This window comes from Streptomyces sp. NPDC031340 (assembly GCF_055569945.1).
Window position 1 is genome coordinate 63,148 of sequence record NZ_JBVIIE010000028.1, and the last position, 24,477, is coordinate 87,624.

Below are 24,477 nucleotides of genomic sequence, written 5' to 3' on the forward strand. Positions count from 1 at the left end.
CGGGGCAGCTTCAGCCGACGGGCATGACCAGCGCCGGCACGATCCGCTGCATGCGCAGCGCGTCGACGGACTCCGCGAGCAGTTCGTACTCGGTGGTGTCGTCGCTGACAGCGATCCGCACCAGTCTGCCCATGGCCAGCTCGTCGGCGACGAGTTCCTGCCGGTCGGGGTCGCCGCACCAGGCGCGCAGCACGGTCGGCACGTCGGCCACCGTGTCCGCGACCGGGACGAGCGAGCCGGGCGGGAAGTGTTCGGCCTCGGGCAGCGGGTCGAGGCGGTCGGCGATCCAGTTGGCACGGTCGCGCAGCCACCACAGGGCGAGGGCGAGGGTGGGGGCGCGATAGGTTCCGAGGGGTACTCCGATGCGCTGCCCTCCGCATGCGCCGTACGCGGTGACATGGCACAGGAATTCGTCGTGCACGGTTGCTCCCCCGTCGCGGCGTTCGCCTGCCGGCCGGCCTCGCTTTCGGTGCGGCTCGTGTGCGCTAAGTGATCAGTGCTTCGCTCTGTGGAGTCCCTCACAGTCGAGTATGTTCACTGCCGGAACACTGTCACCACGACTTTTTAGCCAGTCTCCTGGCATATTCACCGCGTCCGTTGGCCGAAATCCGGCGGACGGCCCGTCGGCCGGGGAGCGGCCTGCGAGGAGCCGGGGAGCATCCGCGGAGTACGGACCATTACCCGAGGGGTAATCGACGGTGCCGGCCGCCGCGGGCATGGTTGCGGTACCGGGTCACCGCGAGGCGGGATCCGGGAATCCGAGCAGCGACCACCCCTCTGATGGAGGCCGATCACTCATGTCCGCGAACACCGACCGTTACGAAAGCGCCGTCGCCCGCTACTTCGAGGCCTGGAACTCGCGTGAGCCGGAGGCGCGGGCGAAGGCGGTCGCCGCCGCCTGGTCCGCGGACGGCACCTACACCGACCCGCTGGCCGACGTCGGCGGCCACGAGCAGATCACGGCCGTGATCGCGGCGGCCCACGAGCAGTTCCCGGGATTCGTCTTCCGGCTGACGGGCTCGGTGGACGGCCACCACGACACGGCGCGCTTCTCCTGGGAACTGGTGAGCGAGGCGGACGGCTCCGCACCGGTCGCCGGATCCGACGTCGTCACCCTGGACGCCGACGACCGCATCCGCGACGTGCTGGGCTTTCTCGACCGGGTGCCCGCCGGGGCCTGAGGGGCCGCGCCGACAACGCCGTCCGCCGCCCCCGGGGCGCACGCTCCCCCCGAGCGGACGCCCACCGGAGCGGCGGACGGATCAGGCCACGCCGGGAAGACCGAACGGGAACGGCCGGGCCGCCCGGCCCGCCCCCGCCCGGCCCGCCCGGCCGGCGTCCGCCCCGAGGGACGGCACCCCCTGGGTTCAGCCCTTGACGATCGCGTCGATGCGGGCCAGTTCGTCCTCGTCGAAGTCCAGGTCGGCGATGGCCGCGACGTTGTCCTCGATCTGCCGGGGGCTGCTCGCGCCGACGAGGGCGGAGGTCACCCGGCCGCCGCGCAGGACCCAGGCCAGGGCGAGCTGGGCCAGGGACTGGCCGCGGGACTTGGCGATCTCGTCGAGGGCGCGGAGCCTGCCGACCAGTTCGCCGGTGACCGCGTCCGTGTTCAGGAACGGGCTGTCGCTCGCCGCCCGCGAGTCCTCGGGTATGCCGTCGAGGTAGCGGGAGGTGAGCAGGCCCTGCTCCAGCGGGGAGAAGACGATCGAGCCGACCTGGAGCTCGTCCAGCGCGTCCAGCAGGCCCTCCTCCTCGGGCCGCCGGTCCAGCATCGAGTAGCGCGGCTGGTGGATCAGGAGCGGGGTGCCCAGCTCGCCGAGGATGCGGGCGGCCTCCCGGGTCTGCTCCGCCGAGTAGTTGGAGACGCCGACGTACAGCGCCTTGCCCTGCTGCACCGCCGAGTGCAGGGCGCCCATCGTCTCCTCCAGGGGAGTGTCCGGGTCGGGGCGGTGCGAGTAGAAGATGTCGACGTGGTCCAGGCCCATCCGCTGCAGGCTCCGGTCGAGCGAGGACAGCAGGTACTTGCGGGAGCCCCACTCGCCGTACGGGCCGGGCCACATCAGGTAACCGGCCTTGGTGGAGATCACCAGTTCGTCCCGGTAACCGGCGAAGTCCGCCTTCAGCGCCTCGCCGAGCGCGGACTCGGCCGCACCCGGCGGCGGACCGTAGTTGTTCGCGAGGTCGAAGTGGGTGACGCCGAGGTCGAAGGCGCGGCGCAGGATGGCGCGCTGGGTCTCGACCGGGCGGTCGGGACCGAAGTTGTGCCACAGACCGAGCGAGAGCGCGGGAAGCTTCAGGCCGCTGCGTCCGGTGCGCCGGTAGGGCATCTGCGCGTAGCGGTCGGGGTGTGCGGTGTACAACGCGACTCCATGGAGGTTGGCACACGGGATTTACCGGTTCCGGGGAACCGGACCCACTCTGTCGTGACCCGCGGACAGCGGTCCAACAGGCAAATCCGATGGGATTCAGCGGTACGGCTTCTCAATCGCGGCCCCCGCCTACCATGGGCGGACGATCGACACGAGAGAAGGCCCGATGGAACTGCGTCACCTCCAGCACTTCGTCGCGGTCGCCGAGGACCAGCACTTCACCCGGGCCGCCGAACGGCTGATGGTGTCCCAGTCGGGCCTGTCGGCGTCGATCCGGGCGCTGGAGCGGGAGTTGCAGACGCCGCTGTTCGTGCGGACGACGCGCCGGGTGACGCTGACGCAGGCGGGGCGGGCGCTGCTGGGCGAGGCGGAGCGGATCCTGGCGCAGGTGCGGGCGGCGCACGAGGCGGTCGCGGCCGTGCAGGGCGTGCTGCGGGGGACGCTGTCGCTGGGCACCGAGCAGTGCATCGCCGGGCTGCACGTCGCGGGGCTGCTCGCCGCGTTCCGCCGACGCCACCCGGACGTGGAGATACGGCTGCGGCAGGCGGGGTCGGGCGCGCTGGCGGAGGAGGTCGCGGCGGGCCGGCTGGACCTGGCGTTCGCCTACCGCACGCAGGCCGACAGCGATCAGCTCAGGTCGGTGTCGCTGGCGAGCGAGCCGATGACGGTGCTGTGTCACGCCTCGCACCGGCTCTCCGTCGCCGGCGCCACCGTCGCCCCGGCCGACCTCGCCGACGAGGTCTTCGTCGACTTCCAGCCGGACTTCGGGCCCCGCCGCGCCACCGACGCCGCGTTCGCCAGGGAGGGCGTGCGGCGCACGGTCGCGCTGGAGGTCAACGACGTGCACAGCCTCCTGGACCTGGTCGACGAGAACCTCGGCATCGCCGTCGTACCGCGGCACTTCCGGTACAAGCGGGCGTCGCTGACCGCCCTCGACCTGAAGGACGGCGGCGAGCCGGTGTACGAGAGCGCCGCCCTGCTGCCGCCCCCGCAGGCCACCAGCCCCGCGGCCCGCGCGCTGATGGCGCTGCTGGAATCGGGGGGCGCGTAGGCGGCGGCTGGGGGATGGTGGAGGTATGCATGCGAAGGACATCCTCATCGACGGGTACGGCCGCATCCAGGAAGAAGTCCACGCCGTCGTCGAGGGCCTCGGCCCCGACGCCCTCAACGCCCGCCCCTCCGGCGACGCCAACTCGATCGCCTGGCTGCTGTGGCACCTCACCCGCGTCCAGGACGACCACGTCGCCGACGCCTTCGGTCTCGACCAGGTGTGGTCGGCGCGGGACTGGCACAAGCGCTTCGGGCTCGACCTGCCCCGCCACGACACCGGCTACGGGCACAGCCCCGCGAAGGTCGCCAAGGTGCGGGTCGACTCCGGCGACCTGCTGACCGGGTACTACGACGCGGTGCACGAGCAGACCCTGCAAGCCCTGCGATCGCTCGCCGCCAAGGACCTGGAGCGGATCGTGGACGAGCGATGGGACCCGCCGGTCACGCTGGGCGTGCGGCTGGTCAGTGTACTGTCGGACGACCTGCAGCACGTCGGGCAGGCCGCCTACGCGCGGGGGCTGCTGGGGAGCACCGACGCGTAGCCCGGCAGGACGACGTCCTCGATGAGGGCGTTGCGCTCGTCGAACGGGATGAAGGCGCTCTTGAGGGCGTTCAGCGTGACCGTGCGCAGGTCCCGCACCGTCCAGCCGGCCTGCTCGACGAGCAGGGACATCTCGCGGGTCATCGTCGTGCCGGAGACCAGCCGGTTGTCGGTGTTGAGGGTGACGCGGAAGCCGAGGTCCTTCAGGGCGGTGATCGGGTGCTCGGCGATCGAGGTGGCCGCGCCCGTCTGGAGGTTGGAGGTGGGGCACATCTCCAGGGCGATCCGGCGGTCGCGGACCCAGCCGGCCAGACGGCCGAGCTTGCCGGCCGCGAGGTCGGGGATGTCCTCGGTGATGCGCACGCCGTGGCCGATGCGCTGGGCACCGCACACCTGTACGGCCTGGTGGACGCTGGGCAGGCCGTACGCCTCGCCGGCGTGGATGGTGAAGGGAACGTTCTCGCGGCGCAGGTGCTCGAAGGCGTCGAGGTGGTCGGCGGGCGGGAAGCCGTCCTCGGCGCCGGCGATGTCGAAGCCGACGACGCCGGCGTCCCGGAAGGCGACCGCGAGGTCGGCGGTCTCGCGGGTGCGGTCGAACATGCGCATCCCGCACAGCAGCGTGCGCACGAGCACGGGGGTGCCGGCCGCGGCCGCCTTCGCCATGCCGGCCGCGAGCCCCTCCTGGACGGTCCCGACGACCTCCGGCAGCGTCAGCCCGCGCCTGACCATCAGCTCCGGGGCGTAGCGCACCTCGCCGTAGACGACGCCGTCGGCGGCGAGGTCGAGGACGTACTCCTCGGCGGCGCGCAGCAGGCCCTCGCGGGTCTGCAGCACGGCGAGGGTGTGCTCGAAGGTGGCTATGTAGCGCACCAGGTCGCCGGAGCCGGCCGCCTCGACGAACCAGGCGGCGAGTTCGTCCGGGTCGGTGGTGGGCAGGGGGTGGCCGGCCTCGGCCGCGAGCTCGACCACGGTGGCGGGGCGCAGGCCGCCGTCGAGGTGGTCGTGCAGGACTGCCTTGGGCAGGCGGCGGAGGGTGTCGGCGTCGATGCGCGGCGCGGTCATGGGCAGGGCTTTCCTCAGTGGCGGTTCTCAGCGGGCGGCGGGCTGGAGCAGGTCCCAGCGGTTGCCGTACAGGTCCTGGAAGACGGCGACCGAGCCGTACGGCTCGTGCCGCGGCTCCTCCAGGAAGGTGACGCCCGCCGCGAGCATCCGGGCGTGGTCGCGGGCGAAGTCGTCGGTGTGCAGGAAGAAGCCGACGCGTCCACCGGTCTGGTCGCCGATCCGGGCGTGCTGGGCCTCGTCCTTGGCGCGGGCGAGCAGCAGGCCGGTTCCGGCGGGGCCGGTGCCGGGTTCGACGACGACCCAGCGGGAGCCGTCGGGGCGCGGGCTGTCCTCGGCGAGCCGGAATCCGAGGGCCTCGGTGTAGAAGCGGATCGCCTCGTCGTAGTCGTCGACGACGAGGGTGACCAGGGCGACGCGTCTCATCGTGGCCTTTCGGTGCGGGTGGTCGACGCGAGAGGTTATACGTAAAACGTCGCGGGCGCCAGTCCCGGCCGGACGGGTGCGGGCAGCGGCCGGCGGGTTGCTCCGCCGGTCCGGCGTCGCGTCAGCCGGCCGACCGGCGCAGGGCGTCGAGACGGCGCAGTTCGTCGCCGGTCAGGCGCAGGGCGCCCGCCGCGACGTTCTCGGCGAGGTGGTCGGGGTCGCCGGTGCCGGGGATGGCGAGCACGTGCGGGCCCTGGTGCAGCGTCCAGGCGATGCGGACCTGGGCGGGGGTCGCGTCGTGGGCGCGGGCCACCGCGAGCACCTCGTCGTGGTCGGCGCCCGCGTCGGGGCCGGCGGCCTGCGGTCCGCGCCGTCCGGCGACCGCGTAGAACGGCACGAAGGCGATGCCCCGTTCGCCGCAGACGCGCAGGAGTTCGTCGGTCGCGGGGTCGGGCGAGTCCAGCGCGTAGCGGTTCTGCACGGCCACCACGGGGGCGATGGTCAGTGCCTCGGCGAGGTGCCGGGGCTCGACGTCGGAGACGCCGAGGTGCCTGATCAGGCCCTTGTCGCGGAGTTCGGCGAGCGCCCCGAAGTGCTCGGCGACGGAGTCCTGGCGCATGCGGCGCAGGTAGACCAGGTCCAGGTGGTCACGGCCGAGCTGGCGGAGGTTCTCCTCGACGTGGCCGCGCAGCTGGTCGGGCCGGGCGGAGGTGCCCCACTCCCCGTGGTAGTCGCGGAAGGGCCCGACCTTGGCGGCTACCAGAAGGCCGTCCGGGTACGGGGAGAGGGCGCTGTTGATGATCTCGTTGGCGGAGCGCAGCCGGGAGAAGTAGAAGGCGGCGGTGTCGATGTGGCCGACGCCGAGTTCGACCGCCCTGCGCAGTACGGCGATCGAGCGTTCCCGGTCGCTGGACGTCCCGAGGTGGAAGGCGGCGCTGCCGGTCAGCCGCATCGCGCCGAAGCCGACGCGGGCCACGGTCAGGTCGCCGAGGGTCCAAGTGCCCGCGGCGTCCGCGGTGATCGTTTCGGAGGTCATCGGCGGAGTCTCGCACGACTCCCGTGATTCCGGGGCGCGTTCACGGCCGGGCTCGGTGCGACCGGGGTGCGGGTGGTGAGCCACGCTCAACCACCTCGACCACCCCGACGGCCCCGACGGCCCCGACGGCCCCGACGGCCCCGACGGCCCCGACCAGTTCGAGCGCCCCGACCGCCTCGATGTCCTCGGTCGGCGACCGGCGAGGATGTCGGCCGGCGGCCGGTCGACGGCGCCGGAGTCAGCTCAGCGGCTTGTCCAGCACCGCCTTGCGGTGACTGAACGTCTCGATCGAGTAGTGGCCGTGATAGCTCCCCATGCCGCTCTCCCCCACTCCGCCGAACGGCAGGTCGGAGACGGTGAGATGGGCCAGCGGCAGGCCGTACCCGAGGCCGCCGGAGGAGGTCTCCGCGGCGATCCGGGCGCGGGTGTCGTCGGACTCCGAGAAGACGTACAGGGCGAGGGGCTTGTCCCGGTCGTTGACGAAGTCGATCGCCTCGTCCAGGCCGGAGACGGTCACGATGGGCAGGATCGGGCCGAAGATCTCCTCCCGCATCACCGGCGACTCGGGGGCGACGTCGGCCAGGACGGTCGGCGCGATGAACTTCTGCGCCCGGTCGCTCTCCCCGCCCACCACGACGCGGCCGGAACCGAGCAGGCCGGTGAGCCGGTCGAAGTGCCGCTCGTTGACGATGCGTCCGTACTCGCCGCAGGTCCGCGGATCGCGGCCGTACAGCTTCTCGACGGCGCGGGCGAGGGCGGGTTCCAGGGCGGCGGCGGTGGCCGGGTCGGTCAGCACGTAGTCGGGCGCGACGCAGGTCTGGCCGGCGTTCAGGAACTTGCCGCGCGCCAGCCGGTCGGCGACCACGTCGAGGTCGACACCGCGGTCGACGAACACCGGTGACTTGCCGCCGAGTTCGAGGGTGACCGGGGTGAGGTGCTCGGCCGCGGCGCGCATGACGATGCGGCCGACGGCGCCGTTGCCGGTGTAGAAGACGTGGTCGAAGCGCTGCGCCAGCAGGGCGGTGGTCTCGGGGACGCCGCCCTCGACGACGGCGACCGCGTCGGTGTCGAGATACTCCGGCAGCAGGCGGGCCAGGGCGGCGGAGGTGGCCGGGGCCAGCTCGCTGGGCTTGGCGACCACCGCGTTGCCGGCGGCGAGCGCGCCGACCAGCGGGGCCAGCAGGAGCTGGGCGGGGTAGTTCCAGGGGGCGATGACGAGGACGACGCCGAGGGGGTCGTACTGCGTCCACGCGCGGGCGTCTGCCCCGAGGTGCGCCGGGTCCGGGGCGGGCTCCGGCCGCAGCCAGTCGGCCAGGTGGCCGAGGGTGTGGTCGATCTCGCGGACGGTGAAGTCGATCTCGGTGCGGTGGGCCTCGGTGGCGCTCTTGCCCAGGTCTGCGTGGAGGGCGGCGGCCAGGTCGGGCCCCTTCTCGGTGAGCAGCGCGCGCAGGCGGCGGAGCTGGTCGGTGCGCCAGGCCAGGGGCTTGGTGCGGCCGGTGCGGAAGGTGGCCCGCAGTCGGGCCACGATGTCGGCGGGCTGCTCGGAGCTGGGGTGGTTCACAGGTGCCTCGCTGCTGGGGCGGGCCTCGCGGCTCGCCGATGCGTTCTGAACGGTCCGGTCGACCCGGAGGTCGATGCATACACCAACATTTCATACACCAAAATAAATTCCGGCGGCGGGGCACGGCCTCGTCTCAGGCCTCGTCCATGAAGGCGCGCACCTCGATCGGCAGCGTGGTGGCCCACACCGCCCGGCGTCCCCAGTGCAGGGCCGCCTCCAGGTCGGGCGCCTGGATCAGGCAGATGCCGCCCAGGCACTCCTTGCCCTGGGCGTAGGGCCCTTCGGTGGCCAGCACCTCACCGTCGTGGGGCCGCAGCATGGTGGCGCTCTCCGGGCCGTGCAGTCCGCCGGCGAAGACCCATGCGCCGGCCTCGCGCAGTTCCCGGTGGAACACCTCGAGGTTGTGGCCGATCTCGGCGAGCGCCTCCGCCGAGGGCGGCTCCGCCTCGCTCGGCTGGACCACGCTGAGCAGGTAGTACGTCATGGCGTCCTCCATGGGGCCGGGTGTCCTCGTGTCACCTTCCGCACGAACCGGCACACCCCGATTTCACACCGCGCACGGTGACCTCGCGAGAATTCCCCGTACGGCCCCTCGGCGCACCCCTCGTCACCACCACCCGCCGTCCGGCCGCGTCGACGCCGTCGAGCGCCCGGGGCCGCTCGGGCCGAGCGGGCCGGAGGACGGCCGGTCAGTCCTCGTCGCCGGCCGCGACCACGAGGAACGCGTCCGATTCGAGGTCCATCACGACCTCGGCGGGCTCCCCCGCGGCACGGCGCTGCGCGGCGTACTCCTCCGCGGGCCACGATCCGCGCGGAGCTCCTGCGGGGAAACGCTCCAGCACCTTTCCGCTCATGGCGGCAGCCACCTCCCGTGTCGGCCTCGGCATCCTCACGACGACTGTCGTGCTGTTCCTCGTGCCCGCAAACAGCGCGGACATGTACGCCCGAACGGTCGGTGCCGGCGGTCCGTTCAGCCGCGGCCGTCGAGCCGGCTGCGCAGCCGGGCCAGGGTGCGGCTCAGCAGGCGGGAGACGTGCATCTGGGAGATGCCCAGTTCGGCGCCGATCTCGCTCTGGGTCATGTCGCGCCGGAACCGCATGTCCAGGATCCGGCGCTCACGGGCGGGCAGCGCCGCGATCAGCGGACCGAGGGTGGCCACGTCCTCGGCCCTGGCGAGGCCGGGGTCGTCCGCGCCGAGCAGGTCGCCCAGGACCTCGCCCTCGCCGGGGTCCGCGGGCGCGTCCAGGGAGACGGCGTCGTGCCCTTCCGCCGCCTGGAGGCCCTCCACCACCTGCTCCTGCGACAGTCCGGTGCGCCGGGCGAGCTCGGCGACGGTGGGCGAGCGTCCCTGCTCCTGTTCGAACTCGGCGCGGGCCTCCAGCAGGAGGGCGCGGTACTCCTTGAGCTGCCGGGGCACCCGCACCGCCCAGGTGGTGTCGCGGAAGAACCGCTTGATCTCCCCGAACACGGTGGGCACGGCGAAGACCTCGAAGTCGTTGCCCCGGGTCGGGTCGAACCGTTCGATGGCCTTGATCAGCCCGATCGTGCCGGCCTGCAGCACGTCGTCGTACATCTCCGGACGCGGCCGGAAATGGCGCCCCGCGTACCGCACGAGCCCCATGTTGAGCTCCACGAGCGTGTTGCGGACGTACTGGTACGCGGGGGTGCCCTCGTCGAGGGAGCGCAGCCGCTCGAACAGCGGCCGGGACAGGGCGCGGGCATCGGCGGGGCCGGTCACGACGGGCTGCAAGGACACGGTTCACTCCTCGGTCGGGATCCTGGCCGGCGTGGGCGTCACCTTTCCTTCCGTCGCGTCGGCGGTCGCGGATGCGGTCTCCCGCGGCCCTTCGGCCCGGCCGGCCGGGGTGCGGCTCTCCCGCCACAGCCGTCCCGGCCACCACACGACGGGGCCGAGATCGCGGGCGAGGGCGGGCACCAGCAGCGAGCGCACGACCAGGGTGTCGAGGAGCACGCCGAAGGCGACGATGAACGCGATCTGCACCAGGAACGCCAGCGGGATCACCCCGAGTGCGGCGAAGGTCGCGGCGAGCACCACGCCCGCCGAGGTGATCACGCCTCCGGTGCCGACCAGCCCACGCAGGATGCCCTGGCGGACGCCGTGCCGCAGCGACTCCTCCCGCACCCGGGACATGAGGAAGATGTTGTAGTCGACGCCGAGGGCGACGAGGAACACGAAGCCGTACAGCGGCACCGAGGGATCGCTGCCGGTGAAGCCGAGGGCGTGCCGGAAGACCAGGGCCGAGACGCCGAGCGTGGCGAGGAAGTTCAGCGCGACGGTGGCCACCAGCAACGCGGGCAGCAGCAGCGAGCGCAGCAGCAGAGCCAGGATGACGAGGATCACGGCCAGCACCACGGGCACGATCAGGGCGCGGTCCCGCTCGGCGGTGCGCAGGGTGTCGTACTGCTGCGCGGTGTAGCCGCCGACGAGAGCGTCGGCGCCGGGCACCGCGTGCAGGGCGCCGCGGAGCCGGGCCACGGTGTCCTTGGCGGCGTCGCTGTCGGCGGCGGCCTTCAGGGTGACGTCGACGCGTACCCGTCCGTCCACGACCAGCGGGGAGCCGCCGGGCCGGCCGGAGGCGGTGACGCCGGCCGCCGAGGCGACGCCGTCGGTGCGCAGGGCGGTCGCGACGACGCGGTCGAGGCGGTCGGCGTTCGCGATGACGACGGCGGGGTTGCCGGAGCCGCCGGGGAAGTGCCGGGAGAGGGTCCGCTGGGCGGCCACCGAGGGCGCGTCGTCGACGAAGGTCTCGTCGAGGGGGACGCCCTTGGAGGTGAGGGCGGGGGCGAAGGCGGCGCAGGCGAGCAGCACCGCGAGCGAGACGGCCCAGACCTTCCGGGGCGCCCGGTCGACGAGGGCGGCCACGCGCCGCCACACGCCCCGGCCCGCGCGCTCCTCGTCCCCGGCGTGCGGGGCGGCCGGCCAGTAGGCGGCGCGGCCGAGCAGGACGAGCGCGGCGGGCAGGAAGGTCAGGGAGCTCACCAGCGCGCAGACGATGCCGATCGCGCCGACCGGGCCGAGCGCCCGGTTGTTCGTCAGGTCGCTGGTCAGCAGGGCGAGCAGGCCCAGCGCGACGGTCGCCCCGCTGGCCACGACGGCGCCCCAGGACCGCCCCAGCGCGGCCCGGACGGCCGCGAACTTGTCGGTGCGCGCGGCCAGTTCCTCCCGGAAGCGGGCCGTCAGCAGCAGCGCGTAGTCGGTCGCCGCGCCGATGACGAGGATGGAGAGGATGCCCTGGACCTGCCCGTCGACCCGGACGACGCCGTGGTCGGCGAGGACGTACACGACGGCGCAGGCCAGGCCCAGCGCGAAGACCGCGCCGATGATGATGACCAGGGGCAGCAGCACGCTGCGGTAGACCAGCAGCAGGATCACCAGGACCGTCACCAGCGCGACGGCCAGCAGCAGCCCGTCGATGCCGGCGAAGGCGTCGGACAGGTCGGCGCGCGTCGCGGCCGGGCCGGCCAGCTCCACCGTGCTGCCGGGGACGCGTTCGGCGGCGGCACGGATCCGGTCGAGGGCGTCGGGCAGCCGCTCCCCCAGGTCGGGCCTGAGCTGGACCACGCCCTCGATCGCCCGGCCGTCCCGGGAGAGCAGCGCGGGCGAGACCTTCCCGGAAACGCCCGGCAGGTCAGTCAGGGAGGCGAGGGCCCGCCCGGCGGCGGCCTGCCTGTCCCGCATCGGGCCGCCGTCCGCGTCGGTCCACACGACGATGGCGGGCAGCGTCTCGTCCTGCCGGAAGGCCCGCTGCGCGGCGACGACCTCGGTGGACTCGGCGCTGCGCGGCAGGAAGGCGGCCTGGTCGTTGGTGGCGACCTCGCCGAGCCGGCCGGCGTACGGCCCGAGGACTCCGCCGACGCCGAGCCAGACGACGAGCAGCAGCAGGGGGACGAGGAAGCGGCCTCGTCGTGCGGTGAGGGACATGGTTCTCCTGGCTTCACGGGACAGTGCCTCGGTCGGGCGCCTCGGCCGGTGTCGGGACCGGTGCGTCGGCAGTACCTCGGCAGGTACCTCGGTACACATATCTCAATGAACAACAATCTCAATCATTGAGCTACATGATCGTAGCGACACCTGCTCTTCCGGTGTCCGGCGGCCGCCGGATGCGGTCAGGAGCCGTGGGATCTCAGGAGGGCGAGTTCCTCGTTCATGGCCGCCACGAAGCGCGCGACCACGGCCAGTTCGTCGTCGGTGAAGCGCGACCGCGCCGCCTGCGCGGCCTGCGCGAGGGGCCGGAAGTACGTGCGCGCGGCGGCCCGCGCGTCGGCCGCGTAGTACAGGTGCACCACTCTGCGGTCCGCGCTCTCCCGCACCCGCCGGATGTGCCCGGCGCGCTCCAGCCGGTCCACGCAGGCGGTGACGGCGCCGGAGGTGAGTCCGAGGTGCTCGCGCAGCCGGCCGGGCGTCATCGGCTCGTCGGCGTCCAGGATCGCCGCGAGCGCCTGGACGTCGGTTGCGTGCAGGCCGTGGTCGGCGGCGAAGCCGTGGACCAGACGGTTGATCTCGCCGTTCATCCGCCGCAGGTGCACGGCGAGGGACGGCAGGTCGGTCCCCGTGGGAACTCCGGGCTCCGGCGGCGTCGCCGTCCGCCGCCCCCGGTCGTCTGCTGTGGCCACGGGATCACCCTATAGAAGCACGCGCATCCGCTGCCGCCGCGTCCGTGGAAGGGATCACAGGGAGCCATCGACGCCATGGAGGCATGGACGCCATGGACGCCATGGAGGCCATCGACACGGAGGACCGGCGACTGATGAACCACGACGAGGGCGGACCCGGGCTGCGCTGCCTGGTGACCGGGGCGACGGGATACATCGGCGGCCGTCTGGTGCCGGAGCTGCTCGCCGAGGGGCACACGGTGCGCTGTCTGGCCCGGTCGCCCGGCAAGCTGCGCGACCACCCGTGGGCGGGCGACGTGGAGGTGGTGCGCGGCGACGTGACGGACGCCGCGTCCGTCGCCGAGGCGATGCGCGGGATCGACGTCGCCTACTACCTGGTGCACGCCCTGGGCAGCGGGGCCGCCTTCGAGGAGACGGACCGCCGGGCGGCGCGGATCTTCGGGGAGCAGGCCCGGGCGGCCGGGGTACGGCGCATCGTCTACCTCGGCGGACTGACCCCCGTGGGCGTGCCCGAGCGGGAACTCTCCCCGCACCTGCGGTCACGGGCCGAGGTGGGCCGGATCCTGCTGGCGTCGGGGGTGCCGACCACCGTGCTGCGCGCGGCGGTGGTCATCGGCTCGGGCTCGGTCTCCTTCGAGATGCTGCGCTACCTCACCGAGCGGCTGCCGGTGATGGTCACCCCCAGCTGGGTGCGCACCCGGATCCAGCCCGTGGCGGTACGCGACGTGCTGCGTACCCTGGCCGGCAGCGCGCGCATGCCCGCCGACGTCAACCGCGCCTTCGACATCGGCGGACCGGAGGTGCTGACCTACCGGGACATGATGATGCGGTACGCGGCGGTGGCCGGCCTGCCGCGCCGGGTCATCTTGCCCGTCCCGGTCCTGACCCCCCGCCTCTCCAGCCACTGGGTCGGCCTGGTGACGCCGGTGCCGGCGTCCATCGCGCGGCCGCTCACCGAGTCGCTGCGGCACGAGGTGGTCTGCCACGAGCACGACATCGCACGGTACGTGCCCGACCCGCCGGGCCATCCGATCGGCTTCGACGAGGCGGTGCGGCTGGCGCTGAAACGGGTCCGGGACGCCCAGGTGACCACCCGCTGGTCGTCGGCGTCGGTGCCCGGCGCCCCCAGCGATCCGCTGCCCACCGACCCCGACTGGGCGGGCGGCAGCCTGTACACGGACCGGCGCGAGCTGCCCGTGAACGCCTCCCGCGAGGCACTGTGGCGGGTGATCGAGGGCATCGGCGGGGAGAACGGCTGGTACTCCTTCCCGCTCGCCTGGTCGGTACGCGGCTTGCTGGACCGGCTGGTCGGCGGGGTCGGCCTGCGCCGGGGGCGGCGCGACGCGGCCCGGCTGCGCGTCGGCGACTCGCTGGACTTCTGGCGGGTGGAGGAGATCGAGCCCGGGCACCTGCTGCGGCTGCGCGCGGAGATGCGGCTGCCGGGGCTGGCCTGGCTGGAGATGCGCGCGGAGACGGACGAGGAGGGCCGCACCCGCTACCGGCAGCGGGCCCTGTTCCACCCGCACGGCCTGCTCGGGCAGGCCTACTGGTGGAGCATCTCGCCGTTCCACGCCGTCGTGTTCGGCGGCATGGCCCGCAACATCGCACGGGCCGCCGCACGGATGCCCGCCACACCGGCGAGGGAACGCACGTCGTCCCGTTGACGGCCGCATCCGCCGGCTCGCCCCGGCCGGAAACACCTCACCGGCCGCTTCCCCCGTCACCCGGAGTACGCACCATGAACGTCTCGGTCGTCCTGTTCACCTCCGACCTGCGTCTGCACGACCATCCCGCGCTGCGGGCCGCCTGCGAGGCCCACCAGGTGGTCCCGCTGTTCGTGCGCGACCGGGGCGTCGCGCGGGCCGGCTTCGCCGCGCCCAACCGGCTGGCGTTCCTCGCCGACTGCCTGCGCGACCTCGACGCGGGCCTGCGCGAGCGCGGCGGGCGGCTGGTGGTCCGCTCCGGGGACGTCGTCGAGGAGGTGTGCAAGGTGGCCGCCGAGACGGACGCCGACGAGGTCCACATGGCGGCCGACGTCAGCGGCTACGCGCAGCGGCGCGAGCGGCGGCTGCGGCACGCCCTGGAGGCGGAGGGCAGGCGGCTGCACGTCCACGACACGGTGACCACGGCCGTCACGCCCGGCGCGGTGACGCCGGGTTCCTCGGACCACTTCGCCGTGTTCACGCCGTACTTCCGGCGGTGGTCCGGACTGCGGCTGCGGGATCCGCTGCCCGCGCCGCGCGCCGTGCGGGTGCCGGACGGCGTCGGCTCCGAGCCGCTGCCCTCCCGGGCCGGCCTCGCCGGGCTGTCGCCGGGCCTGGCGGCGGGCGGCGAGCCGGAGGGCCGCAGGCGCCTGTCCGCCTGGCTGCGCGGCGGGCTCGCCGCGTACCAGGACCGCCAGGACGACCTGGCCGGTGACGCCACCTCCCGGCTCTCGCCGCACCTGCACTTCGGCACGCTCTCCCCCGTCGAGACCGTCCACCGGGCGCGGAAGGCGGGCGGTCCGGGCGCCGAGGCGTTCGTACGGCAGATCGCCTGGCGGGACTTCCACCGCCAGGTGCTGGCGGCCCGGCCCGCCGCGGCCACCGCGGACTACCGCACCAAGCACGACCGCTGGCGCTCGGAGCGCACGGCGGGCGAGGACGTCGCGGCCTGGCGGGAGGGCCGTACCGGCTACCCGCTGATCGACGCGGCGATGCGCCAGCTGCGGCACGAGGGCTGGATGCACAACCGGGGCCGGCTGCTGACCGCGAGCTTCCTGACCAAGACCCTGTACGTCGACTGGCGCGTCGGCGCCCGGCACTTCCTCGACCTGCTGGTCGATGGCGACATCGCCAACAACCAGCTCAACTGGCAGTGGATGGCGGGCACCGGCACCGACACCCGGCCCAACCGCGTCCTCAACCCGGTCACGCAGGCCAAGCGGCACGACCCGGACGGCGCGTACGTCCACCGCTGGGTCCCCGAACTCGCCGGGCTCGAGGGCCCCGCGGTGCACGAGCCGTGGAAGCTGCGGGGCCCGGACCGGGCCGCCGTCGCCGACTACCCGGACCCGGTCATCGACCTCGCCGACGGCCTGGCCCGCTTCCGACACGCCCGCGGACAGGAGTGAGGGACGCACGGGCGCGCGGCCACCCGCGGACGGCACAGGGGCGCGCACCACGCGGAGCCGCGCACGGCGCAAGCCCGCGCCTGCGCCCACGCCGAGCCGCGCACCGCGCAGGGCTGTGCACCGCGCAAAGCCGCGCACCACGCCGAGCCCCGCACGGCGCGCAAGGCCGCGCACAGCCCAAGCCCGCGCCTGCGCCCCACGCCGAGCCGCGCACCGCGCAGGGCTGTGCACCGCGCAAGCCCACGCTCCACGCGGAGCCACGGACGGCGTAAGTCCGCGCACTGACAAAGCCCACATGATGATGGAAGGGGTCCTCAACGACTGGGGGGCGCTGTACCTGCGGCAGGTCTCCGGCAGCTCGCCGGGGACGGCGGCGGCCGGCTTCGCCGTCTTCTCCGGCGGTATGGTCGTCGGCCGCCTGGCGGCGGACCGGCTGCGGCACCGGCTGGGCGACGCCCGGTTCCTGCGGGGCTGTGCCGTCACCTGTCTGGCCGCCTCCGTCTTCGTGGTGGCCGAGCCGGCACAGCAGGCGGTCCTCGCCGGCTACGGGGTGCTGGGGCTGGGCCTGGCGGCCGTGATCCCCGTGGTCTTCAGCGACACCGCCCGGCGTCATCCGGACCGGCCGGGGCCGGCCATCGCGGCGGTCACCATGATCGGCTACACCGGCTTCCTCAGCGGGCCGCCGGTGATCGGACTGGTCAGCGCGGTCTCCGGGCTGCGCTGGGCGTTCGCGTCGCTGGCCGTCCTGTCGCTGGTGATCCTGATGCTGATGTCGGGAGCCGGCCGCCGGACGCGCACCTGACAGGCCGGCGACCTCGACCGGCGGCCCCGCCCCGCCCTGCCCGGCTTCGGCAGGCGGGGCCCACGGATGAGCGACGTGCAGGACGCCGCAGGCCGGGAACAGGTGAGGCGACCGCCGTCACCACGACCCGCCGTCCGCCGCGGCCGCCGTCATCGATCGGAGACCCATGCCTGCCGACAGTCCCGCCTCGCTCCTGCCTCTGCTGCGCACCTCCGTGGACCGGTTGCTCGCGACCGCGGCCGTGCTGTCGGACGAGGAGGTGCGGGCGCCCTCACTGCTGCCCGGCTGGACCCGCGGCCACGTCCTCACCCATCTGGCCCGCAGCGCCGACTCCCGCAGCCGACTGCTCGCCTCCGCCCGTTCGGGCGCCGACCTGCCGCAGTACGCCGACGACGCCGAGCGGGAGCGGGAGATCGAGGCGGGCGCCGGCCGGCCCGCCGCCGTCCTCCTCGACGACATGGACACCGCGCTGCACCGCTTCCTCACCGCGGCCGGCGACCACCCGCAGGACGCCTGGGAGGTGCCGGTGCGCTGGCTCGGCGGCGGCCTGAAGCCGGTGCGCGGGGCCGTCGGGAGCATGCTGCGCGAGGTGGAGGTGCACCACACCGACCTGGCCACCGGCCATGGCCCGGCCGACTGGCCCGCCTTCTTCGTCACCCGCGAGCTGGAGACGACCGTGGGAAAACTGCGCGACGACCCCGACGCCCCGGCCATGACGCTGCGCGCGGACGAGGACCGGATCGTGCGGGTCGTCGGGGGCGGACAGGGGCCACGGGTGACGGGGCCGGCGGCGGAGCTGCTCGGCTGGCTCACCGGGCGGACCGACGGCGGCGCACTGACCGTCGAGCCGCCCGGCCCGCTGCCGACGCCGCCGGCCTGGCGCGGCTGACCCGGCCCCTCCCCGGGCCCCGGGCGCCTCGCGCTCCGGCCCGGCGCCCGGTCCCGCGGTTCAGGGCAGCGATGCGGTCGTGGGCTCGGTGTGCTCGAACCGTTCGCGATCCGTTCGCGATGCGTTCGCGATGCGTTCACGATCCGCTTTGGCATCGGTACCGGGATGCGCGACCGCCGGATGCCGACGGAAGGGAACACTGCCACACCCCCGCTCCGGCAGACAGCCCTCCTTCTCCCGCAACCGGCTTGCATAACGAATGAGTTCAGGCCGAAACCGCCGGCCTCCTCAGGAGTGGGGCGGCCGGGTCGCGGAGCAGCTCACGGACGGGGACCGCCGGCGACCGGGGTGGCGGCGCCCCCCCTCGATGTCGTCCGAAACCCTGTACCGTCGAGATGTCGCGCATGCTCCGGTTTCCCTCGGTTCTCCTGTCGCCCCGGACGGTGCGGGTGTCCCGGCCGTTCCCTCAACTCGCCTCTTTCGCGGGGCGCTCGGGGGTGCACGGCGGACGGGATGCGCTTGACATCGGCGGCCGGCGGACCCATAGGCTGACGAGAGGCCGGCCGCGTCGACGACGCAGTGCTCAAGGCCGGCAGAACCAGTTGGTCGCCCGGCAGGCGGGCGGCCACGCACCTGCCGCGCCGGCCGCGGACCCGAGACCTGCTCCCGCCGGTGCACTCCCATCCGATGTCTCGCCGCGTCCGGGCATCCGCTCCGTTCCTCATGATCCGCGCAGCGGAGCATCACCGGCGAGCACCCGACAGCGCAGCACACCGCGCACAGTCCGCGCCCTGTCATGACGGGAAACGATGTTTTGAACCGTGAACCGATGGAACCAGTGGTGGACCACCTGTTGTTCGCGTCGATGGCCGATGCGGAGCCGGGAAGCGAGGAGTGGAGCCTCGCACGGGAACGGCTGGTGGTGCGGCACCTGCCGCTCGCGTACCGGATGGCCGGCCGGTACGCCGGCCGCGGGGAGCCGCTGGAGGAACTGCGGCAGGTGGCCGCGTCGGCCTCATCAAGTCGGTCGACGCCTTCCGTGCGGAGCGCGAGGTGCCCTTCGCCGGTTACGCGGTCCCCAAGATGCTCGGCGAGTTGTGGCGACACCTGCGGGACCGGGTGGGCGTCGTGCGCGTGCCGGGCGAGGTGCACGAGGCCCGGGCACGGCTGCACGCGGCACGGGAGGAACTGACACACGAACTGGGCCGGGAACCCGACCGGCACGAGACCGCCCGCCGGGCCGGTCTGCCGCAGGACCGGGTCACGGAACTGCTCGCCTCCTACCAACGGCAGCACCCCTGCTCCACCGACCTCCCGCAGCCGGAGCGGATTGGTCCGCCGGCGCAGGAGACCGGCGGCAGCGACGTCGACTTCGAGCGGGCCGAACTCCGGGCGGAACTCCTGCCGCTGCTGTCCGCCCTGGGGAGCCGTGAGTTGCGCATCCTCCGTCTGCGTTTCGCGGAGGAGATGAGCCAGACCCGGATCGCCCAGCAGCTGGGCATCTCGCAGATGCACGTCTCCCGCCTGCTGAACGGCGTCATCACCGACCTGCGGCGGCAGCTCACGACGCGGGGCGGCAGCGACCGGCGGAGGGCGTCCTCGGCGTGGCGGCGTGGCCGGTCCGCCGGCCCCGCCACCGTCGGCCCCGCTATCGCCGGCCGGGATCCCGCAGCACCTCGCGGGCCGCGCGGGCGCCGGACGCCAGCGCGCCCTGGACCGAGCCGGTGGCACGGTGGTCGCCGCAGACGTGGCGGGCCGGCGAGACCCGGGTGGTGCGGCTGAGCGGCTGCGGCGGCGGCATCGCGGGCAGCGCGTCCGGGACCGTGCGGGCGGTCAGCAGGTCCCAGCCGCCGGTCGAGGCGCCGTAGACCTCGGCGAGCGCCTCGCGCACGGCTCCCTCCCGTCCCGCGTCGTCCGCGCCGAGGACGGAGGTCGCGATCAGCGCGGAGCCGGCGGGCGCGTACGACGGGACGACGTCGCTGAGGACGACGGTGTTGAGGAACCGCCGCCGCTCGTCGACGAGGAGGGTCGGTTCGCCGAGCGGTGAGCGGTCGGTGACGTGGTAGTACGTCGTCACCGTCCGGTAGGCGGGCAGGCCGAGGCCGGGCAGCAGGCCGGCCGCCGGTCCCGGGCCGGTCGCCACCACCACGGTCCGCGCGGGCAGTTCGGTACCGTCGGCGGTGACGGCGCCGTCGTCGGTGAGCGCGGCCACCGGCGTCTCCAGGCGCACGGTGCCGGTGGGCAGCGCGGCCGCGAGCGCGCGAGGCACCGCGCCGATCCCCTCGGCGGGCAGGCACAGGGTGCCGCGCAGCATGGCGCGCCAGACGAGGTGGAAGAACCGGCTGGACGTCTCCAGTTCGTCCTCCAGGAACACACCCGACAGGAACGGCCGGAAGAACCGCTCGACGAAATCCGCCGAGAACCCGGCGTCCGCCAGGGCCGTGCGGGTGGTGCGGTCCGGCGACCGCTTCACCACCCGGACGGGGGCGAGCAGGTCGCGGGCCGACAGCGCGCCGAGCGCCGCGAGGTCGCGGGCTCCGGCGAGGCGGCCGGGAAGCAGATCGGGCAGGGTGCGGGGACGGCGGGTGGGGTCGTTGAAACGCAGCCTGCCGCGCCCGGTGTGGATCAGAACGCCGGGCGTGAACGGCCGGAGCCGCAGTTCGCGCAGCGACAGCCGACGCCGGACCTGCGGGTACGACGTGTTGAAGACCTGGAAGCCGCGGTCGACGACGAACCCGTCGACCCGGTCGGAGCGCATCCGCCCGCCGACCGCGTCGGACGCCTCCAGGACGTGGACGTCGAGGCCCGCCGCGAGCAGGTCACGGGCGCAGGCGAGTCCGGCGACGCCTGCGCCGATCACCAGGACGTCGGGGGTGCGGGCGGGCGCGGACACGGTGGACCCCTTGCGCTGTCGGGCCGCCCGGACCTGCCGGGCGACGGCGTTCGTGCGCCGTCACGCACGTGTGTGGATCCCTTCCCGCCTTACGCCGCCCACGGATGCGCCGGACGGGCGGTCTCCGCCGCCCCGGACCGAGAACGCCCCGTCCCGGACCGAGTCCGCGGACGCCGGGCGGCCGTCACCCCCGGTCGGCCGTCACCCCCGGTCGGCCGTCACCCCCGGTCGGCCGGTGTCTCGCCTCTCGCCGCGCCGGAGAGGATGTCCACGGCGTCCTTCAGGGTCGCCGGTCTGAGCATCCCGCGCGCCGACGGGCCGGACCAGCCGGGCCCGCCCAGCACCACCAGCGGCTGCCTGCGGGCGCCCTTGACGCCCCACCGGGTGCCGGCGATGTGGCGGGCCAGCGGCAGGCTCGCGGTGGAGCGTGCCTGTGCCCACAGCACGACCGCGGACGGGCCGAGCCGTTGCACCGCCGCCGCGAGCGCCTCCGCGGGCACGGCGGCCCCGAACATCCTCGTGGGCAGGCCGATCTCACCGAGGGCGGCGTTCAGCGCCTCGATCGGCAGGGTGTGCTGTTCGCCGGGCACGCAGGCCAGGACGACGGGCCCGGCCACCGGGGAGTCGCCCTGCCGTCCGGGGGGCGGGGTGCACCGGCGCAGGATCGTGGAGACGTGCCAGGACAGCAGATGCTCGACCTCGACGTAACGGTCGCCGGACGACGCCCACTTGCGGCCCACCGCGTGCAGGGTCGGCACCATCACCTCCTGCCAGGCGACGGCGATGCCGTACTGCTCCACGGAGGCGGCGAGCTGCCGCTCGACGGCCGGGGCGTCGAGGCGTACGGCGGCGCGGGCCAGGCCCCGGCACTCCTGGCGCACGTCGCCGAGGGGCAGGGTGCGCGCCGCGGCGGAAGAGCGCCGCGCCTCAGGCTCCTCGGTCTCCCCGGTCTGCCCCGCCTCCTCTGCCTCGGCGGCCTCGCGGGCCTCCTGAGGCTCCTGGGCCTCTTCCGGCACGGTGATCGCGGTGGGCGAGGCGGCTGTCTCCCGGGCGGCGCGGGCCGCCTCGGCCGGCGGCACGCCGGAGGACGTCAGCCGGCACATCGCCTCGAGCACCGCCACGTCCCGCGGGGTCCAGCGCCGGTGCCGGCCGTCGGCGCGGACGGCGGGGCCGATGCCGTAGCGGCGGTCCCAGGAGCGCAGCGTGGTGGGCGAGACGCCCAGCCGACGGGCCAGCGCGCCGGTCGTCAGGGGCACGACGGCCCCGGGGGAAGCCCGGCCCGCGCCGGGGTCCGGGTCGGCGGACGGCTCGCTCATGGGGCGACTATACGACGCAGAATCGATGCGAGTTGATGACCTTGTTCCCCGGCTCCGACACTGGACTCACCGGGGGCCGCCTCCCCGGCAGACGCCCCGAGGCCGCCCGGGCCGCAGGTGCCCGCCGGCCCCCGGCACGGCCCGGGCGGACGCCGCTCGCCGCCCTCCGCGCATCGACACCGGCCTCTACACACAAGGGGCCAATAAGCGCAAAAATGGTGTCAGGCGGCGCTGTTCGCGCACCGCCCTCGAGATCAGCCCATCAGCACATCAGCACGTCGACCATCGGCAATCAATCGGCAATCGCCGATCGACGGATCGACGCGGTCAGACTTGCGAACCGAAGGAGGCGAGTCATGGCCAACGTCTCGCGCACCAGGGGCGACATGGCAGGTCACCCCGACGTCACCGAAATGCGGGCACGTTACGCCCGTGTGCTCGGCGGTCGCGACGTGGCGCTCGTGGACGGACCGGTGTTCCTGCTCGGTCTGTACTGCGCGGTGTCCCCTTGGATACTCCACTACACGACCAGCCAGCCCGCGCTCATGACCCACAACCTGGTGGTGGGCATCGCCATCGGGCTGCTGGGGCTCGGCTTCACCGCCGCGCCCGAGCGCATGTACGGCCTGAGCTGGGCCATGTCCGCACTGGGCGTCTGGATGATCATCGCCCCGTGGATCGTCGGCACCGGCCCCGACGCGGGGATCATCTGGAACAACGTCGTCATCGGCGCCCTGGCCGTGATCCTGGGGCTCGTGTGCGCCGGCACGGCGGCGAAGAGCGCCCCCAAGCCGTAGCGGCACGGCGAGAACGAACCGCAGCCGTAACGGCACGGCGAGCGAGCGGCACAGTGAGAGAGGACGGCGAACGAAGAGGCCGGTCCGCGCGAGGCGGACCGGCCGTTTCACTGTGTCACTGTGTCGCTGTCACTGTGCGGCTCCGACGAATCGGGTTCAGCCGAGCTTCTTGAGCAGTTCCGCGGCCAGCGGGGCGGAGGAGGCCGGGTTCTGGCCGGTGACGAGGTTGCGGTCGACCACGACGTTCGGCGCCCACGGCGCCTTCTCCTCGACCTGCACGCCGGCCTCGGTCAACCGGTCCTGCAGCAGCCACTTGGCCTGCCCGGCGAGTCCGGCCTGGGTCTCCTCGGCGTTGGTGAAGGCGGCCACCCGGTAGCCGGCGAAGGCGTTGACGCCGTCGGGGCCGGCGGCGGCGAGGAGGGCGGCCGGGCCGTGGCAGACGACGCCGAGCGGCCGGCCGGAGTGAAGAGCGGCCGTCAGGAGCCTGCCGGACTCGGCGTCGACCGCCAGGTCCTCCATCGGGCCGTGGCCGCCGGGGTAGAACACGGCGGCGAAGTCGTCGAGGTCGACGTCCTCCAAACGCACGGGGTGCCGCAGTTCGGTCATCGCGTCGAGCGCGGCGGCGATGCGGTCGGCGTTCTCCTGGCCGCCGTTGGCCTCGGGCGCGAGGCTGCCCCGGTCGACGGGCGGCACGACGCCGCCCGGGGTGGCGACGACGATCTCGTGGCCGGCCGCCTTGAACGCCTCGTACGGGGCCACGGCCTCCTCGGCCCAGAAGCCGGTGGGGTGCTTGGTGCCGTCGGCCAGGGTCCAGTGGTCGGCGCCGGTCATCACGAAAAGGATCTTCGACATGGTGTCTCTTTCGGGTCGTTGCCTGGGTACGCTCGCCGACTCCGGGCGGCAGGTCGCCGGTGCGGCGCCGCATTCGACGGTATGCCCGCCCAGCCATTGGATTCCAATAGGCTCGCACATATGAGAGATAGGGAACCCGATGGCATCCAGGCCGCGGGGCCGGCCGGCGGTACGGCGGTGCTCGACCTGAACCTGCTGCGCACCTTCCTGGCCGTCTACCGCACGGGTTCCTTCACCGCCGCGGCCCGCCTGCTCGGCCTGTCCCAGCCGACGGTGACCACACAGGTGCGCGCCCTGGAGCGGCAGTGCGGCCGGGAGCTGTTCCAGCGGCAGGCGCGCGGCGTCTCCCCCGTTCCGTACGCCGACGAGCTCGCCGCGCGGGTCGTCGAACCGCTGGACGCCCTGGCCGCGGTCGCCGGTCCGGGCGGGGCCGCGGAGGACCACCCGCCGGAGCCGGTGCACCTCGCCGGCCCCAACGAGCTGCTCACCCACAGCGTCCTGCCCGGCATCGCGCCGCTGGTCGACCGGGGGATACGGCTGCGCGTCACCCCCGGCCTGACCGAGCCGCTGCTGGCGGAGCTGCGGGCGGGCCACCACGACCTGGTGATCGCCACGTTCCGGCCGCGTGGCCGCGCCCTGGTCTCCACGCCCCTGTCGGACGAGGAGTTCGTGCTGGTCGCCTCGCCCGGCCGGGCCGCGCGCATCGGCGGACCGGCCCGGATCGCCGCCGCGGGGCCCGCCGCCCTGCACGGCGTCCCGCTGGTCGCCTACGCCGAGGACCTGCCGATCGTCCGCCGCTACTGGCGCCACGTCTTCGGCCGGCGGCTGGTGTGCCAGGCGGCCGTCACCATGCCCGACCTGAACGCGGTGAAGGCGGCGGTGGCCGGCGGCACGGGCTTCACGGTCCTGCCACGCTACCTGTGCGCCGCGGAACTGGCCTCGGGCGCCCTGGTCGCGCTGCACGCCCCGGACGACCCTCCGATCAACACCGCGTTCCTCGTCCAGCGCCCCGGCGCCCTGGCCAACCCGCACGTGACCCTGGTCCGCGATCATCTGCTGCGCACGGCGCGCGACGGCTGAGCGCGCCCCGCGGCCGCCCCGGAAAACCCCGGTGCGCCGGCCCGTGCGGCCCTGGGATC

The 24,477-nt window shown here is 74.0% G+C and carries 23 protein-coding genes and 1 pseudogene; 10 read left to right on the forward strand and 14 right to left on the reverse strand.

Annotated elements, in window-relative coordinates:
- Positions 1 to 10 precede the first annotated feature (10 nt).
- Complete coding sequence (locus ACZ5GT_RS22530) at positions 11 to 421, reverse strand: hypothetical protein (protein ID WP_469028121.1); 411 nt, start codon at positions 419 to 421, stop codon at positions 11 to 13.
- A gap of 376 nt (positions 422 to 797) precedes the next feature.
- On the opposite strand from ACZ5GT_RS22530, the gene ACZ5GT_RS22535 reads away from it, so the two are divergent.
- Complete coding sequence (locus tag ACZ5GT_RS22535) at positions 798 to 1,181, forward strand: nuclear transport factor 2 family protein (protein WP_469028128.1); 384 nt, start codon at positions 798 to 800, stop codon at positions 1,179 to 1,181.
- A gap of 186 nt (positions 1,182 to 1,367) precedes the next feature.
- Here the strand turns inward: ACZ5GT_RS22535 and mgrA are convergent, their stop codons facing one another.
- Positions 1,368 to 2,360: an L-glyceraldehyde 3-phosphate reductase gene (gene mgrA / locus ACZ5GT_RS22540; RefSeq protein ID WP_469028135.1), complete on the reverse strand. Its 993-nt coding sequence runs from the start codon at positions 2,358 to 2,360 to the stop codon at positions 1,368 to 1,370.
- Positions 2,361 to 2,535: 175 nt separating this feature from the next.
- Here mgrA and ACZ5GT_RS22545 point away from each other — a divergent pair, with 175 nt between their 5' ends.
- Both ACZ5GT_RS22545 and ACZ5GT_RS22550 read left to right on the forward strand, forming a co-directional pair.
- Entirely contained in the window at positions 2,536 to 3,420 is an 885-nt protein-coding gene (locus ACZ5GT_RS22545) for a LysR family transcriptional regulator (protein WP_469028142.1), read from the forward strand.
- 25 nt (positions 3,421 to 3,445) lie between these two features.
- The gene (locus ACZ5GT_RS22550) at positions 3,446 to 3,961 is read left to right on the forward strand and encodes a mycothiol transferase (RefSeq protein ID WP_469028147.1); all 516 of its coding nucleotides are present in this window, start codon (positions 3,446 to 3,448) and stop codon (positions 3,959 to 3,961) included.
- On the opposite strand, the gene ACZ5GT_RS22555 is transcribed toward ACZ5GT_RS22550, so the two are convergent.
- From ACZ5GT_RS22555 to ACZ5GT_RS22595, 9 genes are all read right to left on the reverse strand, one after another.
- Positions 3,925 to 5,022 carry an adenosine deaminase gene (locus ACZ5GT_RS22555; protein WP_469028154.1) on the reverse strand — a complete coding sequence of 366 codons (1,098 nt, stop codon included), beginning with the start codon at positions 5,020 to 5,022 and terminating at the stop codon, positions 3,925 to 3,927. The two genes, ACZ5GT_RS22550 and ACZ5GT_RS22555, sit on opposite strands and share 37 nt — an antisense overlap.
- A gap of 27 nt (positions 5,023 to 5,049) precedes the next feature.
- Entirely contained in the window at positions 5,050 to 5,445 is a 396-nt protein-coding gene (locus ACZ5GT_RS22560; protein ID WP_469028160.1) for a VOC family protein, read from the reverse strand.
- A gap of 121 nt (positions 5,446 to 5,566) precedes the next feature.
- Positions 5,567 to 6,481 carry an aldo/keto reductase gene (locus ACZ5GT_RS22565; protein WP_469028167.1) on the reverse strand — a complete coding sequence of 305 codons (915 nt, stop codon included), beginning with the start codon at positions 6,479 to 6,481 and terminating at the stop codon, positions 5,567 to 5,569.
- 238 nt (positions 6,482 to 6,719) lie between these two features.
- On the reverse strand, positions 6,720 to 8,042 hold the full coding sequence (locus ACZ5GT_RS22570) for an aldehyde dehydrogenase family protein (RefSeq protein WP_469028174.1): 1,323 nt from the start codon (positions 8,040 to 8,042) through the stop codon (positions 6,720 to 6,722).
- 133 nt (positions 8,043 to 8,175) lie between these two features.
- A complete protein-coding gene (locus ACZ5GT_RS22575) occupies positions 8,176 to 8,526 on the reverse strand; it encodes a YciI family protein (protein WP_469028370.1) in 351 nt (116 codons plus the stop codon).
- A gap of 205 nt (positions 8,527 to 8,731) precedes the next feature.
- Positions 8,732 to 8,896, reverse strand: coding sequence for a hypothetical protein (locus ACZ5GT_RS22580; protein ID WP_469028180.1), 165 nt, complete (start codon positions 8,894 to 8,896; stop codon positions 8,732 to 8,734).
- Between the two features lie 116 nt (positions 8,897 to 9,012).
- On the reverse strand, positions 9,013 to 9,798 hold the full coding sequence (locus ACZ5GT_RS22585) for a SigB/SigF/SigG family RNA polymerase sigma factor (protein WP_469028185.1): 786 nt from the start codon (positions 9,796 to 9,798) through the stop codon (positions 9,013 to 9,015).
- 3 nt (positions 9,799 to 9,801) lie between these two features.
- Positions 9,802 to 11,985, reverse strand: coding sequence for an MMPL family transporter (locus ACZ5GT_RS22590; protein WP_469028188.1), 2,184 nt, complete (start codon positions 11,983 to 11,985; stop codon positions 9,802 to 9,804).
- A gap of 185 nt (positions 11,986 to 12,170) precedes the next feature.
- On the reverse strand, positions 12,171 to 12,677 hold the full coding sequence (locus ACZ5GT_RS22595; RefSeq protein WP_469028193.1) for a MarR family winged helix-turn-helix transcriptional regulator: 507 nt from the start codon (positions 12,675 to 12,677) through the stop codon (positions 12,171 to 12,173).
- A gap of 134 nt (positions 12,678 to 12,811) precedes the next feature.
- On the opposite strand from ACZ5GT_RS22595, the gene ACZ5GT_RS22600 reads away from it, so the two are divergent.
- From ACZ5GT_RS22600 to ACZ5GT_RS22620, 5 genes and pseudogenes are all read left to right on the forward strand, one after another.
- Positions 12,812 to 14,341, forward strand: coding sequence for an SDR family oxidoreductase (locus ACZ5GT_RS22600; RefSeq protein WP_469028375.1), 1,530 nt, complete (start codon positions 12,812 to 12,814; stop codon positions 14,339 to 14,341).
- Positions 14,342 to 14,415: 74 nt separating this feature from the next.
- Positions 14,416 to 15,789, forward strand: coding sequence for a cryptochrome/photolyase family protein (locus tag ACZ5GT_RS22605; RefSeq protein WP_469028198.1), 1,374 nt, complete (start codon positions 14,416 to 14,418; stop codon positions 15,787 to 15,789).
- A 295-nt stretch (positions 15,790 to 16,084) separates the two neighbouring features.
- Positions 16,085 to 16,591, forward strand: a complete 507-nt coding sequence (locus tag ACZ5GT_RS22610; protein WP_469028203.1) for an MFS transporter — start codon at positions 16,085 to 16,087, stop codon at positions 16,589 to 16,591.
- A gap of 166 nt (positions 16,592 to 16,757) precedes the next feature.
- A complete protein-coding gene (locus ACZ5GT_RS22615) occupies positions 16,758 to 17,480 on the forward strand; it encodes a maleylpyruvate isomerase family mycothiol-dependent enzyme (protein WP_469028207.1) in 723 nt (240 codons plus the stop codon).
- 894 nt (positions 17,481 to 18,374) lie between these two features.
- Positions 18,375 to 19,031, forward strand: a pseudogene (locus ACZ5GT_RS22620) (sigma-70 family RNA polymerase sigma factor); the annotation flags it as partial.
- A 97-nt stretch (positions 19,032 to 19,128) separates the two neighbouring features.
- On the opposite strand, the gene ACZ5GT_RS22625 reads toward ACZ5GT_RS22620, so the two are convergent.
- Positions 19,129 to 20,373, reverse strand: coding sequence for an NAD(P)/FAD-dependent oxidoreductase (locus ACZ5GT_RS22625; RefSeq protein WP_469028214.1), 1,245 nt, complete (start codon positions 20,371 to 20,373; stop codon positions 19,129 to 19,131).
- Positions 20,374 to 20,591: 218 nt separating this feature from the next.
- On the reverse strand, positions 20,592 to 21,689 hold the full coding sequence (locus ACZ5GT_RS22630) for a MerR family transcriptional regulator (protein WP_469028220.1): 1,098 nt from the start codon (positions 21,687 to 21,689) through the stop codon (positions 20,592 to 20,594).
- A gap of 356 nt (positions 21,690 to 22,045) precedes the next feature.
- On the opposite strand from ACZ5GT_RS22630, the gene ACZ5GT_RS22635 reads away from it, so the two are divergent.
- Complete coding sequence (locus ACZ5GT_RS22635) at positions 22,046 to 22,486, forward strand: SPW repeat protein (RefSeq protein ID WP_469028224.1); 441 nt, start codon at positions 22,046 to 22,048, stop codon at positions 22,484 to 22,486.
- A gap of 156 nt (positions 22,487 to 22,642) precedes the next feature.
- On the opposite strand, the gene ACZ5GT_RS22640 is transcribed toward ACZ5GT_RS22635, so the two are convergent.
- Positions 22,643 to 23,338: a type 1 glutamine amidotransferase domain-containing protein gene (locus ACZ5GT_RS22640; protein WP_469028229.1), complete on the reverse strand. Its 696-nt coding sequence runs from the start codon at positions 23,336 to 23,338 to the stop codon at positions 22,643 to 22,645.
- Positions 23,339 to 23,458: 120 nt separating this feature from the next.
- Between ACZ5GT_RS22640 and ACZ5GT_RS22645 the strand changes: the two genes are divergently transcribed.
- Positions 23,459 to 24,418, forward strand: coding sequence for a LysR family transcriptional regulator (locus tag ACZ5GT_RS22645; RefSeq protein ID WP_469028234.1), 960 nt, complete (start codon positions 23,459 to 23,461; stop codon positions 24,416 to 24,418).
- Positions 24,419 to 24,477 lie beyond the last annotated feature (59 nt).

What these genes read in the sequence shown, in the direction of transcription:
- ACZ5GT_RS22535 (WP_469028128.1), top strand. Translation starts at nt 798, where the DNA reads ATGTCCGCGAACACCGACCGTTACGAAAGCGCCGTCGCCCGCTACTTC.
- ACZ5GT_RS22545 (WP_469028142.1), top strand. Translation starts at nt 2,536, where the DNA reads ATGGAACTGCGTCACCTCCAGCACTTCGTCGCGGTCGCCGAGGACCAG.
- ACZ5GT_RS22550 (WP_469028147.1), top strand. Translation starts at nt 3,446, where the DNA reads ATGCATGCGAAGGACATCCTCATCGACGGGTACGGCCGCATCCAGGAA.
- ACZ5GT_RS22555 (WP_469028154.1), bottom strand. Translation starts at nt 5,022, where the DNA reads ATGACCGCGCCGCGCATCGACGCCGACACCCTCCGCCGCCTGCCCAAG.
- ACZ5GT_RS22560 (WP_469028160.1), bottom strand. Translation starts at nt 5,445, where the DNA reads ATGAGACGCGTCGCCCTGGTCACCCTCGTCGTCGACGACTACGACGAG.
- ACZ5GT_RS22565 (WP_469028167.1), bottom strand. Translation starts at nt 6,481, where the DNA reads ATGACCTCCGAAACGATCACCGCGGACGCCGCGGGCACTTGGACCCTC.
- ACZ5GT_RS22575 (WP_469028370.1), bottom strand. Translation starts at nt 8,526, where the DNA reads ATGACGTACTACCTGCTCAGCGTGGTCCAGCCGAGCGAGGCGGAGCCG.
- ACZ5GT_RS22580 (WP_469028180.1), bottom strand. Translation starts at nt 8,896, where the DNA reads ATGAGCGGAAAGGTGCTGGAGCGTTTCCCCGCAGGAGCTCCGCGCGGA.
- ACZ5GT_RS22590 (WP_469028188.1), bottom strand. Translation starts at nt 11,985, where the DNA reads ATGTCCCTCACCGCACGACGAGGCCGCTTCCTCGTCCCCCTGCTGCTG.
- ACZ5GT_RS22600 (WP_469028375.1), top strand. Translation starts at nt 12,812, where the DNA reads ATGAACCACGACGAGGGCGGACCCGGGCTGCGCTGCCTGGTGACCGGG.
- ACZ5GT_RS22605 (WP_469028198.1), top strand. Translation starts at nt 14,416, where the DNA reads ATGAACGTCTCGGTCGTCCTGTTCACCTCCGACCTGCGTCTGCACGAC.
- ACZ5GT_RS22610 (WP_469028203.1), top strand. Translation starts at nt 16,085, where the DNA reads ATGATGATGGAAGGGGTCCTCAACGACTGGGGGGCGCTGTACCTGCGG.
- ACZ5GT_RS22615 (WP_469028207.1), top strand. Translation starts at nt 16,758, where the DNA reads ATGCCTGCCGACAGTCCCGCCTCGCTCCTGCCTCTGCTGCGCACCTCC.
- ACZ5GT_RS22630 (WP_469028220.1), bottom strand. Translation starts at nt 21,689, where the DNA reads ATGAGCGAGCCGTCCGCCGACCCGGACCCCGGCGCGGGCCGGGCTTCC.
- ACZ5GT_RS22635 (WP_469028224.1), top strand. Translation starts at nt 22,046, where the DNA reads ATGGCCAACGTCTCGCGCACCAGGGGCGACATGGCAGGTCACCCCGAC.
- ACZ5GT_RS22640 (WP_469028229.1), bottom strand. Translation starts at nt 23,338, where the DNA reads ATGTCGAAGATCCTTTTCGTGATGACCGGCGCCGACCACTGGACCCTG.
- ACZ5GT_RS22645 (WP_469028234.1), top strand. Translation starts at nt 23,459, where the DNA reads ATGAGAGATAGGGAACCCGATGGCATCCAGGCCGCGGGGCCGGCCGGC.